The following is a 14,945-nucleotide window of genomic DNA, read 5'->3' on the forward strand; positions in this document are numbered from 1 at the left end:
GGAGGGGGACGCCTGCCGTGGAGCCCGCCCGGCCATCCGGGGCCGGGCCGTCCGGGAGGGAAGGGGGCGGAGGGAAGGGGGCCCGCTGGGGACTGGTCCGGCTATCCGGCAGGGAGGGGGGTGCCCGCTGGGGAAGCCGGCCCGGCCATCCGGGGGCCGGCCGTCCGGGAGGGAAGGGGGCGCCCGCTGGGGACTGATCCGGCTATCCGGCAGGGAGGGGGATGCCCGCTGGGGAAGCTGGCCCGGCCATCCGGGGCCCGGCCGTCCGGGAGGGAAGGGGGCCGCCCACTGGGGGACTGGCCCGGCCATCTGGCAGGGAGGGGGGTGCCCGCCGGGGAGCTGGCCCGACGCTCCGGCACTGGGGGGGCGCACGAGAGACGGCGGTCACGGCACGGGAACCGGCGTGGGTGCAGAAGCGGACACGTGAGGGGCCACGGCGCCGGCGGGCGAGGCTGTGAGAGGCCCCAGCGCCGGGTGCTCAGATGGGCGTGACCGGCCAGCACGCCGCCGGGTTCGTACGGGGGCGTGACCGGCCACGGCACTGGGCGCGCAAGGAGACGTAACCGGCCACGGGCCACGGTGGTGGCTCATGGAGGCGGGGACGTGAGCGGGCACGGCACCGGCGCGCACGGAGGCGGGAGATGTGAGCCACCACGCGCGGGTTCGCTCGGACGGTGTGCGTCCGCGCTACCGCAGCGTGGCGGCCGACTGCCGCAACTCGCTCCTCAGCTCGGGCGTCAGCATATGACCGGCCCGCCCGACGAACAGCGCCATCTGGTAGCCGACGGTGCCCAGGTCGCAGTCCGCTGCCGCATGCACTCCCAGCAGCGAACCGTCCCCGATGGTCATGACGAGAAGCGCACCCTCGTCCATCGCCACCATCGTCTGCTTCACACCGCCGCCGTCGAGCAGATCCGCCGCCGCAGACGTCAGCGAGGCCACGCCGGAGACGATGGTGGCCAGATCACCGCTGGCCCCCACCGGACCGCTCCGGCCCCGCCTCCCCGCGTCCCTGCGGCGCCGCAACGGGGGCGGCGCACCCGGCGCGACGGCCGTGCCCGGCACGGTGGCCGTGCCCGGCACGGTGGCCGTGCCCGGCACGGTGGCCGTGCCCTGCATGGCGGCAGAGCCGGGCGCGGCAGCAGAGCCGGAGGCCATGACCGCTCCGGAGGCGACCGCAGCGCCCGAGGTGGTGGCCTGCTCCGCCCGTGCGGAAGCCACCGAACCGCTCGCCTCCTGCTGCGCACAAGGTGGAACGGCGGCATCCTCGGCGTGCCGGCCGAGAGCTGTCCCGTGCTCGGTGCCCAGCGCGGGGTCGGAGGCGAGCAGCAGCAGCCCGTCCGAGGAGACGACCGCCACCGACCGCACGCCTGGCACGTCCGCGACCAGACTGTCCAGCAGTCTGCGCAGGTCATGAGCCTGCGTACGGCTTCCGGACGTACGTGTGGTGAGTACGCTCACTTACGGGCCTCCTCGCCGGTACCACCCTCGGCCTGCGCCCCCGACCGGTCCGTCACCGCGCTGTTCCCGGCCTGCTCACTCGCCTTCGGGGCGGCCTCGCCGAACCAGCCGACCTCCGCCGAGTGCTCCGCCGCGACCTGTGCCTCAGCATCCCGCCGGCCCTCTCTGGAGCCCTGCTGGAACACGTCGAGTTTGCGCCGCAGCTCCTCGGGGTCGGCCCCTCCACCGCGCGGCTTCGGCGCGGCCGTCCCGGGCTGCTCGCTCTTGCCGCGCACCCGCTTGGGCAGACCGGTGTGCGTCGCCATCGGGCCCTGCGCCACCTGCCCGGGCCGACCGTTCTGCCCGCCCTCGGCAACGGAATCCCGCACCGGGGCCGGACCCGGCACGGACGGCCGCTCTTCCTGGCCCCGACCGCCATCGGTCCCGTCACCATCACGGTCGCTGCCGCCGACGTCACCGACATCGGCGCCCGGCGCCTGCTGGGCGCCGACGGCCGGCTCCCGCGTGCCTGCGGGGTACTGCTCACCGGCCGAGTGCTCGGGCTCCGACGGGTCAGGCTCCGCCGCGTGCGCGGGTCCCACAGACTGCGCGGGTTCCGCGGGCCCTTCCGTCGAGGAGCCGGGCTCCGCCGGTACCTGCTGGGCAGGGACGGTCTCAGCCGGGGCCGGGGCCGGGGCCGCGGTCTCGGGCTGGGCCTCGTCCGGCCCGTCGGCCTCGGCGGCGTGGCCGGCAGCGCTCTCCTCGGCCACCACGGAGTCGACGGGCGCCGACGGGGCAACGGCCCCGGGCGAGGGAGCAGCGTTAGGTGCGGGCACAGCATCCGGTGAGGCGGCAGCGCTCGGCGTGGTACCGGCGCCCGGCGACGGCGCCTGGTCGGCAGTCCTGGCGTGCTCGCCCTCGTCCGTACCGGCGGAGAGCAGCGTCTGCGGGACCGTCACCTCGGCGGTGATACCGCCCTCTTCCCGTCGCCGCAGCCGCACCCGCACGCCGTGCCGCGCCGAGAGGCGGGCCACGATGTACAGGCCGAGCTTCCAGGGGGCGGACGGGTCCTCGGCCGCGGTCGCCGGAGTGGCCAGCCGCGCGTTCAGCTCGGCGAGCGCGTACTCGCTCATGCCCGAGCCCTCGTCCTCGACGGTCACCACCGCCTCGCCGTGCTCCCCCGTGCGGGCGGTGAGCCGCACTCCGGTGCCGGACGGCGAGAAGGCGGCGGCGTTGTCGAGGAGCTCGGCGATCAGATGGCTCAGGTCGTCGGCCGCCGGGCCGCTGACCCGTACCTCTTGGGGGACGGCGCCCAGCTCGACCCGCTCGTACTGCGCTATTTCGCTGACCGCGGCACGCAGTACGTCCAGCAGCGGCGCCGGTACGTACTCGGGCAGACCCTCCCGCGCACCGCGCTCCGTACCCGCGATGAGCAGCAGATTCTCGCTGTGCCGCCGCATACGGGTGGCGAGGTGGTCCAGTTTGAAGAGAGTGTCGAGCCGGTCGGGGTCGGCTTCCTTCTCCTCCAGCCCCTCGATGATGCCGAGCTGCCGCTCGACGAGCGTGAGGGAACGGGCGGCCAGGTCCGCGAACGCCTCGTGCTTGTCGGAGGAGTTCTGCGTCTCGGGCGCTTCGGCGTCCGCTGCGGTGCTCAGTCCCGCTCCGTCGCCACGGTCGCCGCCGGGCTGTGCCGCCGTTCCTGCGTCCGACGTGCCGTGTGCTGCGGCCCTCAGCCGTTCACGGGCCTCTTCCAGCTCGCTTCGCAGCGTGTCGAAGTCCTCGCTCAGCAACTGGTGCCGCTCCGTCAGCTGGGCCTTCTCGACGGCCAGCTGATCCTGCTCGCGCTCGGCGTAGGAGGAGCGGCGCCGCAGTTCCGCCGCGGTGCCGCGCAAGGTGTTGAGCGAGCGCACCACGTCGGCGAACTCGTCGTTCCTGCCCCGGAAGGTGATCGGCTCCTCACCCGCCGGGTCCTTCGCCAGCCGCTGCGAACCGCGCTTGAGGACCGACAGCGGCCTCGTGAGCGAACGGGCCGTGGCCACGCTCAGCGCGAGGGCGATCAGCAGGCAGCCGCCCACCAGCCCGGCCCGCACCTGAAGCGCGGTCACATCGTCGTCCCGCAGCTTCTCCAGCCGCTTGACCTCGGCCGCGGCGAACGCCGACTGCACCCCGCGCATGTGCGCGACGCGAGCGGAGGCCGCGGAGTCGAACCGCTCCACGTCGGTGGCGCGTGCCTGCGGCGACAGATACGGCTGTGCGGTGAGCCGGTCCAGATAGCGCTCGGCGACGGAGACGTCCGTCCCGTTCACAGTCGTGCTGAAGCGGTCACGGGCCGTGGGGCCGGCCGTCTCCTCGAAGTCGGCCAGCGCGGCTTGCTCCCCCACGCGGGTGCGCATCGCCTCGGTCACCAGTGGGCGCTGGGTGCCGGTTCCGGCCAGTGCGCCTTCGAGGAGCCCACGGGTAGCCGCCGCCTGGTCGATGGCCCGCGCGAGGTCGGGGAGAGCGGCGGCGGTGCGGTCCTGGGCACGCGCGGGCAGGTTGCCGGCCACGTCACGGGTGATCCGGCGCAGCTGCTCGATGATGCCGGAGTAGTCCTTGTACGACTCCAGCGCCGTGCCCCTGCCCGCCTTGGCCTGCTGCCTGACGGACGGCAGCTTCTTGAGTGCCTTCACCGCGGCGGCGGGGGCGTCGGACGGTGTGGCCGACCCGGTGGGCGCGGAGTCCGCTGCGGCACGCAGCTCGCGGGCCTGCCGGTCGACCCGGGCCCGCAGCGCCGCTCCGGCTCCCTTGGCATCGCCCTGGCCGCTGCGGCCCGCGGCGATGTACTCGACCATGCCGTCGCGTTCGTCCTCCAACGAGTGGGAAAGCGCGATGGCCTGCTGATCGAGCCTGGCCAGGTCGACCAGTGCCTGGGCGGCGGCGGTGTCACGGGACCCGGCGATCAGTGTGGGCGCCCCCGCACCGGCGACGGCGGCGGCGGTCACCAGGACCGACAGGAGCAGCCTGTTGCGTACCCGGGCCCGCCGACGCGGGGCGGGTGTGACGGCCTCCGCGTCCGCAGGGGCGTCGGCGCCGCTGCCGGTCGCCGTGGCCTGGGGAACGTCCGCTGTCCGACGTTGCTTCTTCCGCACCCGCACTCGCAATCTCGTCCCGCCTCTCCCGGAGGGCCCGGGCGGCACAGTCCAACGTGTGTGGCAAGGGGGTGGCCCCGCCCCCGCTCCGGCATCCCCTGCGACCGTCCTTCCATCAGCCCACTCGCGGTCTGCCGCCGGACGGCACCCCCCAGGAGGTGCTCCGACACGACGAACGACCTTGGCAGTGAGCATCAGGGGCGGGTGAGAATCCCCTGCTGGGCCACCCGAAGGAGTGAACATCACTCCTCCGCGACGGAACAACTCGGCACGGGCCGGGCAGAGCCCGCCATGTGACGTCTGGTTGGAAATCCTCCCCGCCTCCTGGCAGGATGCCTGCCCCACATTTTCGCGCAGGCCGACTCCGGCCAGTGCGCCGCTGTTCCGCCTTCTCCCACGGGCCCCAACCAGCTGTTCCCGCATCTCGCCGTCACCCCTTTCCACCCCCTCGCGCAGCCTCCTGTGACGTGCCGTCCGAGCGGCACACCGGTCCCCGTCAAGATCGTCCGTTCAGGCAGACTGCTGTCATGCGCATCGACATGGTCACCGAGCCCGGTGATCCCCAACGTCCCAACGAGGATTACGTGTCGGCGGCTTTGCCGGCCGCCGGTGCCGGCGGGGCGCTCGTGGTGCTGGACGGTGTCACCCCGCCGGAGGGTGACGACGGCTGCCGCCACGGGGTGCCGTGGTTCGTCTCCCGTCTGGGCGGAGCGCTTCTCGAACTGTCGGGCTCACGCCGTGACATGACGCTGGCCGAATGTCTCGCCGCCGCAGTGGCCCGCACCGCGGACGACCACCGCCAAACCTGTGACCTTTCTCACCCCCGTACGCCGCAGGCAACCGTGGTCGCCGCTCGGTGGGACGCCGACGTGGTGGAGCATCTGGTGCTCTCCGACTCCGCCCTGCTGGTCGAGCGGGCCGACGGCACGGTGCTTCCCGTCCTCGATCGCCGGCTTGCCGAACTGCCTACCTCCGTCCGGCAGCTCAGCGACCGCGCCCGACAGACCGGCCGGTCGGCGGACCGCGCCGCGTATGTGCGAGCCGTCGAGGGTCTCCGCAACGCCCCGGACGGCAGCGGCTTCTACACAGCAGCGGCCGACCCGGCCGTGGCCGCCCGCGCGGTGACGGGCAGTCACTCCCGCACCGAGGTGAGGACCCTTCTCGCACTCACCGACGGCGCGACCCGCTGGACGGAGACCTTCCGCCTCGGCGACTGGGCGGGGCTGTTCGCACTCGTTCGCAAGGAGGGACCCCGCGCCCTTGTCACCCGGGTGCGTACGGCGGAGGCCGAGGTGCCCGTGGTGCGGGGCAAGCGCCACGACGACGCCACCGTGCTTCTGGCCGAGCTCGACTGACGGCCCACCCCCGGCGATCAGCCCGGCCCGTCGGCACCGCCCCTCTTGGGACAGCGTGCCCCGGCACCACGCCTCGCCGGACAGCTTCATCCGGCACCGCCGCTCCTCTCGGGACGGCATCATCTGGCACGGCGTCATCACGAGCCGCAGCACCTGGCACAGCGTCCCACGACACTTCACTCCTCGGGCCGGCACCACCTGGCACGGCATCGCCCAGGAACGCGCCACCTGGCACGGCATCTCCCGGGAGGTGCCCCGGCTGATACGGCATCACCCCGGGCCCCGTCACCCGGATCCTCGCCACCCGCCAGCACCACCCAGCACCGCATCCCCCAGACACCACCACCAGGGGCGGAGAAAGGAGCCGGGGCCGGGCACGGGGGTCGCTGCCCCAGCCCCGGGACCGGGCACAGGGCCGCCACCCCCAGCCCCGGGACCGGTAACGGAGCCGCCGCCAGCCCCCGCGCGGCATCATGCGTCACGCCCGTCGGGCCGTACCGCCCCGATCGGCGGGTCGGTGGCCAGCGGAGTCGTCTGCACCTTGCCGCCGGGCCGCGAAGCCTGCACCACACGCCCGGACCCGATGTACAGCGCCACATGGGTCGCACCGGGGAAATAGATCACGAGGTCACCGGGGCGCAGCTCGTCCAGCGGGATCCGGGGCAGTCGCCGCCATTGCTCCTGACTGGTGCGGGGGATGGCCCGGCCTGCGTGCCGCCACGCCTGTGAGGTCAGGCCCGAGCAGTCGAACGCCTTCGGGCCCTCGGCGCCCCACACGTACGGTTTCCCGATCTGGTTCAGCGCCCAGTCGAGTGCCTTCCTGCCCTGGGAGGAGGCCTGCCCCGTCGCACCGCTGGGGTCAAGCGCTCCGGAGGCCACCAGTTTCCGCTGCGCCGCCTTCGTGCGGTCCGCCTCCAGGTCGTGCAGGCGTGCCAGCTGGTTCCCGTCCAGGGACGAGAGCAGTTCCTCCACCCTGCGCAGCCGCTCGCGCACCTGATCGCGCTGTTTCTTCTTGCGCTGTGCGAGGCGTTCCTGACGTTCGACCGCCGACCGCGCCCGCTCGGCGGCTTTCTTGTGCCGTCGCTCCCCTTCGGAGACCCGCTTCACCACCTCGGCCTGGTCGCCCACCGCGCGGCTCAGCAGATGCCCGTGGTCGAGGATGCGCTCGGGCTTGCTGGTGAGCAGCAGTTGCACGGCCGGGGGCAGTCCGGTGCCGTCCCGGCGGTACTGCTGCCGGGCCAGTTCGCCCGCCCGCGTCCGCTCCGTCGTCAGGGCGGCCCGGGCCCTGGTGAGCCCCGCCCGGGCCTGGCGCGCGCTGGCCCGCTCCTTCTTCAGCTTCTCCGCGGTTCCGTTGTACGCCTCCGTCGCCGCTTCGGTGCGCTGGTACAACGTGCTGAGTTCGCCCAGCAGCGCGCCCACCGATTTCCGTCCCGCCTCGGGCGGTCCCGGATCGGGCCCGTCGGTCCGCGCTCCGGCGTACTGCGCCTGCCTCAGCGGTCCGGGCACGGTCCCGCCAGCGCCCGTCGACCACACGCCGTCCGCCGTCGGCACCGCGCCCGACGCAGGCGGCACCGCCGCGGCCAGTACACCCAGCGCGAGCGCGAGCACCCCCATGCCGTGCCGCCTGCCGGCCCGGCCCGGGCCCTGCTCCCGAGCCCTCGTCCACGTACGTACCACCCGCAACACCGCGCACCTCGCTTCCGAGCGGCGTCTCCCCGTATCCGGCCGCTCTGCCGCGATCGTGGCACGGGCGAGCACGCCTTCTCTTCGCGAACTGAGCGGGAGAGCGGACGTCTCTCACCCGATCGAGACAGCGCATCCGGCGCCGCTCCCTGCGCGGTGGACGGCACGCCCCGTGAATCCGACGGCGGGCCCGTGAGAGGGAAGTACCGGCTTCCCGCCCGTTCCGCGGCGTCGTACCAGTTGGGAAGGGCAGCCGACGAGGTGACGACCCGTCGCTCACGCGTTCTCCGAGTCGAAAGCGTGCTCCCATACCTCCTCACGCGGTTCGCGTCCAGCAGCCGTCGGCCGACTCAGATCACTCGTAAGGGTGAGGTGCCGTTCAGCTGCGCAAGAGAGGCGACGGCCGCCGAAGCACGAAGCCCGCTGGCCGCCAAAGCACGAAGTGCCGGCCGTCAGGGCCGGAGCTACGGGGCCCTGAGCGTCGAAAGCGCGGCCCCGTCAATGCGGTCCGGTCACCGGAGCAGGTGCCGGGCCGTCAGCGACCGAGCCGCGCGCGCTCGTTCCCGGATCCTCTCCAGATGCGGCCCCGGCAGCCACTCCCGGTCCGGGCGGCCGGCGACCCCCGACAGGTCCAGGGCGCGGGCCAGCACCTCCGGGCGCGGTCTGGCCTCGGGCGTCTTGTGCAGGCAGGCCAGCACCGGTGCGTGCAACGTGGCGGGCACTCCGCTCAGATCCGGGCCTTCCCGCGTCATGGGCAACTGCCCCGCGAACGGGTACCGGGCGCTCGCCGCCAGGGCCAGCACCACACCCAGCCCGAAGATGTCCTCGGCCCGCCGCGCGGCAGGTCCGAAGCCGTCGGCGGGGGCGTGCGGGAACCCTCCACCGTCCCGGGCCGTGAGGGAACGCCCCAGATAGGCACCGCAGTCGACCAGGCATGGCCCCTCGACCGTCAGCAGTACGTTCCCGGGCCGCAGGTCACCGTGCGCGGTCTCCGCCTCGTGAAGGGAGGCGAGTGCGCGGGCGAGGGCGCCGCCGAGCGCGCGTACGGGCTTCTCCGGCAGGGGCCCGGACGAGGCCACCAGCGCGGCAAGTGGCAGTCCGGGTACGAACCGGGTCGCGGCCCACGGGCGGTCGCCGTCCAGCTCGCAGCCGAGGGGCTCGGCGACGAAGGGGCTGTTGACGCTGGACGAGATCCGGGCCGTCTCCTCTCGCAGCCGCGCCCTCAGCTGACGGTCGCGCAGGAGTTCGGGTCGTATCGCCCGGACCGCCGCGGTCCGCTTGCGGGCGCCGCGCCGGGCGGCACCCCTGCCGAGGTAGACGGTTCCGGCGCCTCCGTTGCCCAGCACGCCGAACAGCCGGAACGGACCCAGTCGCTCCGGGTCGTTCGGCCGCAGCCGTGCTATGCCTTCGCTCACGGGCAGCAGACAACCGCCTTGCCGTGGCCCTGTCCAGGGCGCGAAAAAGCAGTCACCGACCGGCCGGACAAACTATGACGGACCGGTCGTATCAGGGCACTGCCCACCCGCGGCGCCGCCCTCCCGCTGGCCGGTGCGTGCCCGTATCAGCTCTTCCGGTTCCGCGTCCGGCGCCAGGGCAGCCGTGCCAGCGGGCCCTGGGCGGGGCGCGCGTCGGGCTCGTAGACGTACGCCCAGCCACGGGGCAGCCCCAGCCGGTTCACGGTGGCCGGTTCCAGCCGGTAGACGTGCACGACCGGCGGACCGCCGTCGGCCCCGGGTACCGGCACCTGGTAGCTGCGCGGTGGCCGGCCGGTCGGTCCGAGCGGTACGGACAGACTCCGCCCGTCCAGCGGGCCGCCGCGGAAGACGGTCTCCTCGCTGCGCATGGCTCAGGCCGTCTTCCGGCGGGACGTACCGCGCGGGGGACCGTCGGCCCGGGCGGAGGACGCGCGACCGGCTCCGCTCCCGGCAGTGGTCCGAGGGGTCTCTTGCTGGCTCAGGCCGCAGTCCTGCTCCGAGACGCTGCCGCACACCGGCCCGTCCGCGTCTCCGTCCGCCCGACTGGTGTTCAACCTTCCGGAAGCCCCTCTTCCAGGAACCGCGTTCCCCTGAGCCGCCCTCCCGGCAGCCGCCTTCTCCGAAGTCCCGCTGCCCGGGGGCTCTGCTCCCGGGATTTCCTTCCCGGGCATGCGCTGCCCGGAGCTGTCGGCTCGACCGCAGCCGCCGGCTCGACCGGTGCCGTTCGCGGGCGTCGGCCCCTCCGGGCCGCACGGCTGGGCGAGCTGCCGGGCTCCCGGTCCCTCCTGGCCCAGCCGGTCCTGCGGGTTGACCAGCGCGCAGGAGGTGAGCGACAGACAGCCGCAGCCGATGCAGTCCGTGAGGTGGTCGCGGAGCTGTTCGAGGAGCGCGATCCGCTGGTTGAGGTCCTCGCGCCAGCACTCGGAGACGGCGGCCCAGTCGTCCCGGGTGGGCGTACGGCCCTCCGGCAGCAGCGAGAGGGCGTCGCGGATGGCGGCGAGCGGGATGCCGAGCCGCTGGGAGGCGCGGATGAAGGCGACGCGGCGCAGTGTGTCGCGGCTGTAGCGCCGCTGGTTGCCGGAGGTGCGGCGGCTGCGGATCAGCCCTTCCCGTTCGTAGAAGCGCAGCGCGGACGTGGCCACGCCGGCCCGCTCCGCCAGTTCCCCGACGGTGGCTTCCTTGGCCTTCCAGGACAGGTGAGTCGCCATGGGCTCACCCTAGCCCGGCCTTCAATCATTCTTTAAGTCCATAGGTGCGCGACGGAGTCCGCCCAGAGCGCACGGTTTCGGACCGAGCGGCCGACCCGCCTCCCGCCACACATGGGGCGACGCCTCCGCCACTCACCACAAGTGCCCCGCGTCCGCCACCACGGGCAGGATCCGGCGCACCAGTTGTGCCACAGGTCCGTCGGGCTCCTCCATGGCCAGGGCTCGCCGGGTCACCGTGGCGGTCGCCGGGTCGGTGGCTGCCGTGGCCGTCAGCAGGGCGACGAAGTGGTCAACCAGCCCGTCCCGCAGCTGGGACAGGGGAGGCTGCTTGTCCTCGTCCAGCCAGATCAAGGAGGCGGCTTCCACGGCGGCGATCCAGGTGCGTACGGTCATCCGCAGCCGGGCCGACTCCTTGCCCTCCTCGGCTCCCAGATGGGTGAGGATCTGCGCGGCGGCGTCCCTGCGCACCTCGTCGACGATGGCGCTGGTGCGGGAGGTCTCCACGACGCTGCCGCCCTGGAGCAGCGCCATGAAGCCCGCGTCGTACTCGTCCACGAACGCCAGGTAGCGGTCGAGGGCGCGGGCCAGCCGCACGGTGAGCGGGCCGCTGTGCGGTTCCGCGAAGCACTGTTCGAGCCGGTCGGCGGCGCTGCGCAGCGCCGCCTCGTACAACTGCTGTTTGCCGCCCGGGAAGTACCGGTAGACCAGCGGGCGGGAGACGCCGGCGGCCACCGCGACGTCGTCGAGGGAGACGTCCTCCGGCGGACGGTGGGCGAACAGGTCCAGTGCGTGCCTGAGCAGTTGGCTGCGCCGCTCGTCCACGCTCAGTCTGCGATACGCCGGGGCGGTGCCGCTGCTGCTCATGCTGTGCAGCGTAACCGCCCTGGCGCACACGGGCCTTCCCCGGTCCCCGGGCAGCTCCTCACGGGTGCTTCACGCCGCTCTCACCCGGAGGGCACTTTTCGGCCGAGCGGAAATGTGGCCCCGTGCGGACAGTCGTGCCGGCCGCAGGGGGACACGGTCATCGGCTCCGGCAGCCGCCCGCGGGGGCGCGGGCAGTGGCCCCGGCGTCCCGGCTCCCGGCCGGCCTGGGCGCGTCGGCCCCGGACTCGGCTCTCGTACCGACCAGGTAGGCAGCCCCGACGCGCAGCCACCGTGCCGCCGGGGCACCAGCCCCGGCACTCAGCTCCCGCCCCCCCGGGTACCAGTCCTGGCGCTCGGCGGGCCATCCGGGCGCCGGCCCCAGCGGCCGGTCCTGCGGTCACCTGGGCAGCAGCCCGGAGCTCACCCACAGCTTCCGGCCGACGCCGCGCAGGATGCCGATGTCGTCCAGGAAGTCGGTCAGCCGTTTGGCACCGGTCTGCATCACCTCGCGGCGGTGGCCGCTGGCCTTCACCTGGGCGACCGCCTCCCGCTTGTCCAGGCCGACGTTCTCGTACACCTGCGGGTTGACGAAGGAGATGGAGAAGACCCGCGCGGCTTCCCCGGAGCTGAGCCGGGTCAGCTCCGCCTCCCAACGCGGGCAGGTGACCATCTGGCGACGCAGTTCCTCACGTGCGTACCGCACATGGCGGGCCTCCTCGATGACGTGGATGCGTGTCACCCCGCGCACCAGGGGCTGGACGCGTTCGTCGGGGAAGGTGAGCCGCTGCATCCAGTCGAGGATCTCCTCACCCAGCAGGGTGCAGGTGAACGACCCGGGCGTGGTGGAGATGGTCTTCAGCACGCGGGCCAGGTTGTGGTGCAGCCGGGAGACCGGGTACGCCGGGGCACCGCCCCGTTTGATCATGCGGGCGAACATCATGGAGTGGCGGCACTCGTCCGCGATCTCCGTGAGGGCGTAGCGGACGTGGTTGCTGGTGAGCGGCTTGTCGTAGATGTGCCGCACCAGCAGCTGCATCAGGATGACCTCGAACCAGATGCCCAGTGAGGCCAGGGAGGCCGCCTCGTGCCGGGCGAGGTCCATGCGCTGTTCCTCGGACATGCGCCGCCACAGCGGGGTGTCGTAGAGCGAGACGAGCTCCGGCGGCCAGAACCACTTGTCGTCGGCGAGGGGTGCGTCCCAGTCGAGTTCGGTGTCCGGGTCGAAGGAGTGCTTCCGGGAGGATTCGAGGAGCCGTTCGGCGACCTGCTCGCGGTCCTTGAGCAGACCGAGGGCGTCCCTGAGCACCTCGCGTTCCATGTCGGCGATGTCAGGCGCTGTCGTCATGCTGGGGCACCTCTTCGTTCGGTGTTACCGGCGGTCACATCCGTTGTTCCTCTTATGAGACTGCTTGTCAGTAAGGACGTCAATCCCCCGCGTACGACTCGTTGACCGGGCGGTAACCACCGTGTGAGCCTGCCAACTGTCCGCACCTGCCGGGCAATCCGTGACCGAAGGAGATGTCCGTGTCCACACACGATCTCTATGTGCACGAAACAGACGCCCCCCTCTGGCAGATCCCCGCCACCGGCAACGCCCGCTTCACCTGGGAGTACGACGACGGACGCGACCGCCTCCTGGCCCTCTACCAGAAAGGCAAGGACAAGCAGTGGGACGGTCAGCGCCGCATCGACTGGGACCTGGAGGTCGACCCCTACGACCCGCTGGGCACCCCCGACGAGGCCCTGACCCTCTACGGCACGCCCTACTGGGACAAGATGAACGAGGCCGAGCGCGCCGAACTGCGCCGGCACTACGCCTCCTGGCAGTTCAGCCAGTTCCTGCACGGTGAACAGGGCGCCATGGTCTGCGCCGCCCGGATCGTGGAGTCGGTACCCGACATGGACGCCAAGTTCTACTCGGCGACCCAGACCATGGACGAGGCCCGGCACGCGGAGATCTACGGCCGCTTCCTGCACGAGAAGGTCGGGATGCTCTACCCGATCAACGACAACCTCCAGTCGCTCCTGGACGACACCCTGCGCGACTCCCGCTGGGACATGCCGTACCTGGGCATGCAGGTACTGATCGAGGGCCTCGCGCTGGCCGCCTTCGGGATGATCCGCGACACCACCGACAAACCCCTGCCCAAACAGATCCTCGCCTACGTGATGCAGGACGAGGCCCGCCATGTCGCCTTCGGCCGGATGGCGCTGCGCGACTACTACAAGCAGCTGACGGATGCCGAACTGCGGGAGCGGGAGGAGTTCGTCATCGAGGGCTGCTACCTGATGCGCGACCGTCTCAAAGGCGCCGAGGTGCTGGAGAACTTCGGCATACCGCGCGCCGAGGCGGACGCCTACAGCGAGCAGTCCGAGTTCCTCCAGCTCTTCCGCAAACTGCTCTTCAGCCGCATCGTCCCCTGTGTGCGCGACATCGGGCTGTGGGGCGAGCGCCTCCAGCGCGCCTACGTGGACATGGGTGTCTTCGACATGGGCGATCACAATCTCGACCAGCTGATGGCTCAGGACGAGGAGATCGCCGAGAAGCTGGACGCCGAACGGTTCGCCGCGGAGGAGGCCGAACGGACCGCAGAGGTGGCCGAAGCCATCGAGGAGGGCAAGACTCTTCAGTAGCCGGTGCAGCCCACACGGCGCCGAGGGCACTCCCGAGGAGGACGGCCATGGCACGCGCTGTCGGAATCGACCTGGGGACGACCAACTCGGTCGTCAGCGTCCTGGAAGGCGGCGACCCCACGGTCGTCGCCAACGCGGAGGGCGCCAGGACGACGCCCTCGGTGGTGGCCTTCGCCAAGGGTGGCGAGGTGCTGACCGGCGAGGTCGCCAAACGCCAGGCGGTCACCAACGTCGAACGCACGGTGCGCTCCGTCAAGCGCCACATGGGGGAGGCCAACTGGCGCTTCCCGTCCTCCGGCAGTATCGACGGCAAATCGTTCACCGCCCAGGAGATCTCCGCCCGCGTCCTGCAGAAGCTCAAACGGGACGCCGAGACCTACCTGGGCCAGGACGTGACGGACGCCGTCATCACCGTTCCGGCGTACTTCAACGACGCACAGCGCCAGGCCACCAAGGAGGCCGGCGAGATCGCCGGCCTCAACGTGCTGCGCATCATCAACGAACCCACCGCAGCCGCGCTGGCGTACGGGCTCGACAAGGAGGAGGAACACACCGTCCTGGTCTTCGACCTGGGAGGCGGCACGTTCGACGTCTCGCTGCTGGAGATCGGCGAGGGCGTGCTGGAGGTGAAGGCCACCGCCGGCGACACCCGTCTGGGCGGTGATGACTGGGACCAGCGCATCGTCGACTACCTGGTCAAGCAGTTCCAGTCCGGTCACGGTGTGGACCTGTCCAAGGACAAGATGGCCGTCCAGCGGCTGCGCGAGGCCGCGGAGAAGGCGAAGATCGAGCTGTCCTCGTCCACCGAGACGACGGTCAATCTGCCGTACGTCACCGCGACCGCGGAAGGCCCGCTGCACCTGGAGGAGAAGCTCACCAGGACGCAGTTCCAGCAGCTGACCGAAGACCTGCTGGAGCGCTGCAAGACGCCCTTCCACCAGGCGGTGGACGACGCGGGCGTCGCTCTGTCGGACATCGACCACGTCATCCTGGTGGGCGGCTCGACCCGCATGCCCGCCGTCACCGAACTGGTGCGGGAGCTGACCGGCCGCGACCCGCACAAGGGTGTGAACCCGGACGAGGTCGTGGCCATCGGTGCCAGCCTCCAGGCGGGTGTGCTCAAGGGTGAGGTCAAGGACGTCCTGCTGCTGGACGTGA

10 protein-coding genes and 2 pseudogenes are annotated in these 14,945 nt (G+C 72.2%); 3 read left to right on the forward strand and 9 right to left on the reverse strand.

Going from position 1 to position 14,945, the window contains the following annotated elements; translation table 11 throughout:
- Positions 1 to 687: 687 nt before the first annotated feature.
- The 3 genes and pseudogenes from IO40_RS39270 to IO40_RS34450 form a co-directional block, all read right to left on the reverse strand.
- The gene (locus IO40_RS39270; protein WP_415852385.1) at positions 688 to 1,119 is read right to left on the reverse strand and encodes a roadblock/LC7 domain-containing protein; all 432 of its coding nucleotides are present in this window, start codon (positions 1,117 to 1,119) and stop codon (positions 688 to 690) included.
- A gap of 165 nt (positions 1,120 to 1,284) precedes the next feature.
- A pseudogene (locus tag IO40_RS40070) lies at positions 1,285 to 1,398 on the reverse strand (roadblock/LC7 domain-containing protein); the annotation flags it as partial.
- Between the two features lie 59 nt (positions 1,399 to 1,457).
- Positions 1,458 to 4,568: a sensor histidine kinase gene (locus IO40_RS34450; RefSeq protein WP_158706069.1), complete on the reverse strand. Its 3,111-nt coding sequence runs from the start codon at positions 4,566 to 4,568 to the stop codon at positions 1,458 to 1,460.
- 527 nt (positions 4,569 to 5,095) lie between these two features.
- Between IO40_RS34450 and IO40_RS0132220 the strand changes: the two genes are divergently transcribed.
- Positions 5,096 to 5,923: a protein phosphatase 2C domain-containing protein gene (locus tag IO40_RS0132220; RefSeq protein WP_016469774.1), complete on the forward strand. Its 828-nt coding sequence runs from the start codon at positions 5,096 to 5,098 to the stop codon at positions 5,921 to 5,923.
- Positions 5,924 to 6,394: 471 nt separating this feature from the next.
- Here the strand turns inward: IO40_RS0132220 and IO40_RS0132225 are convergent, their stop codons facing one another.
- From IO40_RS0132225 to IO40_RS0132250, 6 genes and pseudogenes are all read right to left on the reverse strand, one after another.
- Entirely contained in the window at positions 6,395 to 7,537 is a 1,143-nt protein-coding gene (locus IO40_RS0132225; RefSeq protein WP_031176641.1) for a C40 family peptidase, read from the reverse strand.
- Positions 7,538 to 8,118: 581 nt separating this feature from the next.
- On the reverse strand, positions 8,119 to 9,021 hold the full coding sequence (locus tag IO40_RS38135; RefSeq protein ID WP_051705959.1) for a protein kinase domain-containing protein: 903 nt from the start codon (positions 9,019 to 9,021) through the stop codon (positions 8,119 to 8,121).
- A gap of 146 nt (positions 9,022 to 9,167) precedes the next feature.
- On the reverse strand, positions 9,168 to 9,449 hold the full coding sequence (locus IO40_RS0132235) for a hypothetical protein (RefSeq protein WP_016469777.1): 282 nt from the start codon (positions 9,447 to 9,449) through the stop codon (positions 9,168 to 9,170).
- A 387-nt stretch (positions 9,450 to 9,836) separates the two neighbouring features.
- Positions 9,837 to 10,289: pseudogene (gene soxR, locus IO40_RS39275) on the reverse strand (redox-sensitive transcriptional activator SoxR); the annotation flags it as partial.
- Between the two features lie 132 nt (positions 10,290 to 10,421).
- Positions 10,422 to 11,153, reverse strand: a complete 732-nt coding sequence (locus IO40_RS0132245) for a TetR/AcrR family transcriptional regulator (protein WP_031032579.1) — start codon at positions 11,151 to 11,153, stop codon at positions 10,422 to 10,424.
- A 397-nt stretch (positions 11,154 to 11,550) separates the two neighbouring features.
- Complete coding sequence (locus IO40_RS0132250; protein WP_016469780.1) at positions 11,551 to 12,498, reverse strand: AurF N-oxygenase family protein; 948 nt, start codon at positions 12,496 to 12,498, stop codon at positions 11,551 to 11,553.
- A gap of 179 nt (positions 12,499 to 12,677) precedes the next feature.
- Between IO40_RS0132250 and IO40_RS0132255 the strand changes: the two genes are divergently transcribed.
- Complete coding sequence (locus IO40_RS0132255; RefSeq protein ID WP_016469781.1) at positions 12,678 to 13,787, forward strand: ferritin-like domain-containing protein; 1,110 nt, start codon at positions 12,678 to 12,680, stop codon at positions 13,785 to 13,787.
- 47 nt (positions 13,788 to 13,834) lie between these two features.
- A partial coding sequence (locus tag IO40_RS0132260) for an Hsp70 family protein (protein WP_031176642.1) occupies positions 13,835 to 14,945 on the forward strand: 1,111 nt, incomplete at its 3' end.

This window comes from Streptomyces albus subsp. albus (assembly GCF_000725885.1).
In the GTDB taxonomy this organism is placed as follows: domain Bacteria; phylum Actinomycetota; class Actinomycetes; order Streptomycetales; family Streptomycetaceae; genus Streptomyces; species Streptomyces albus.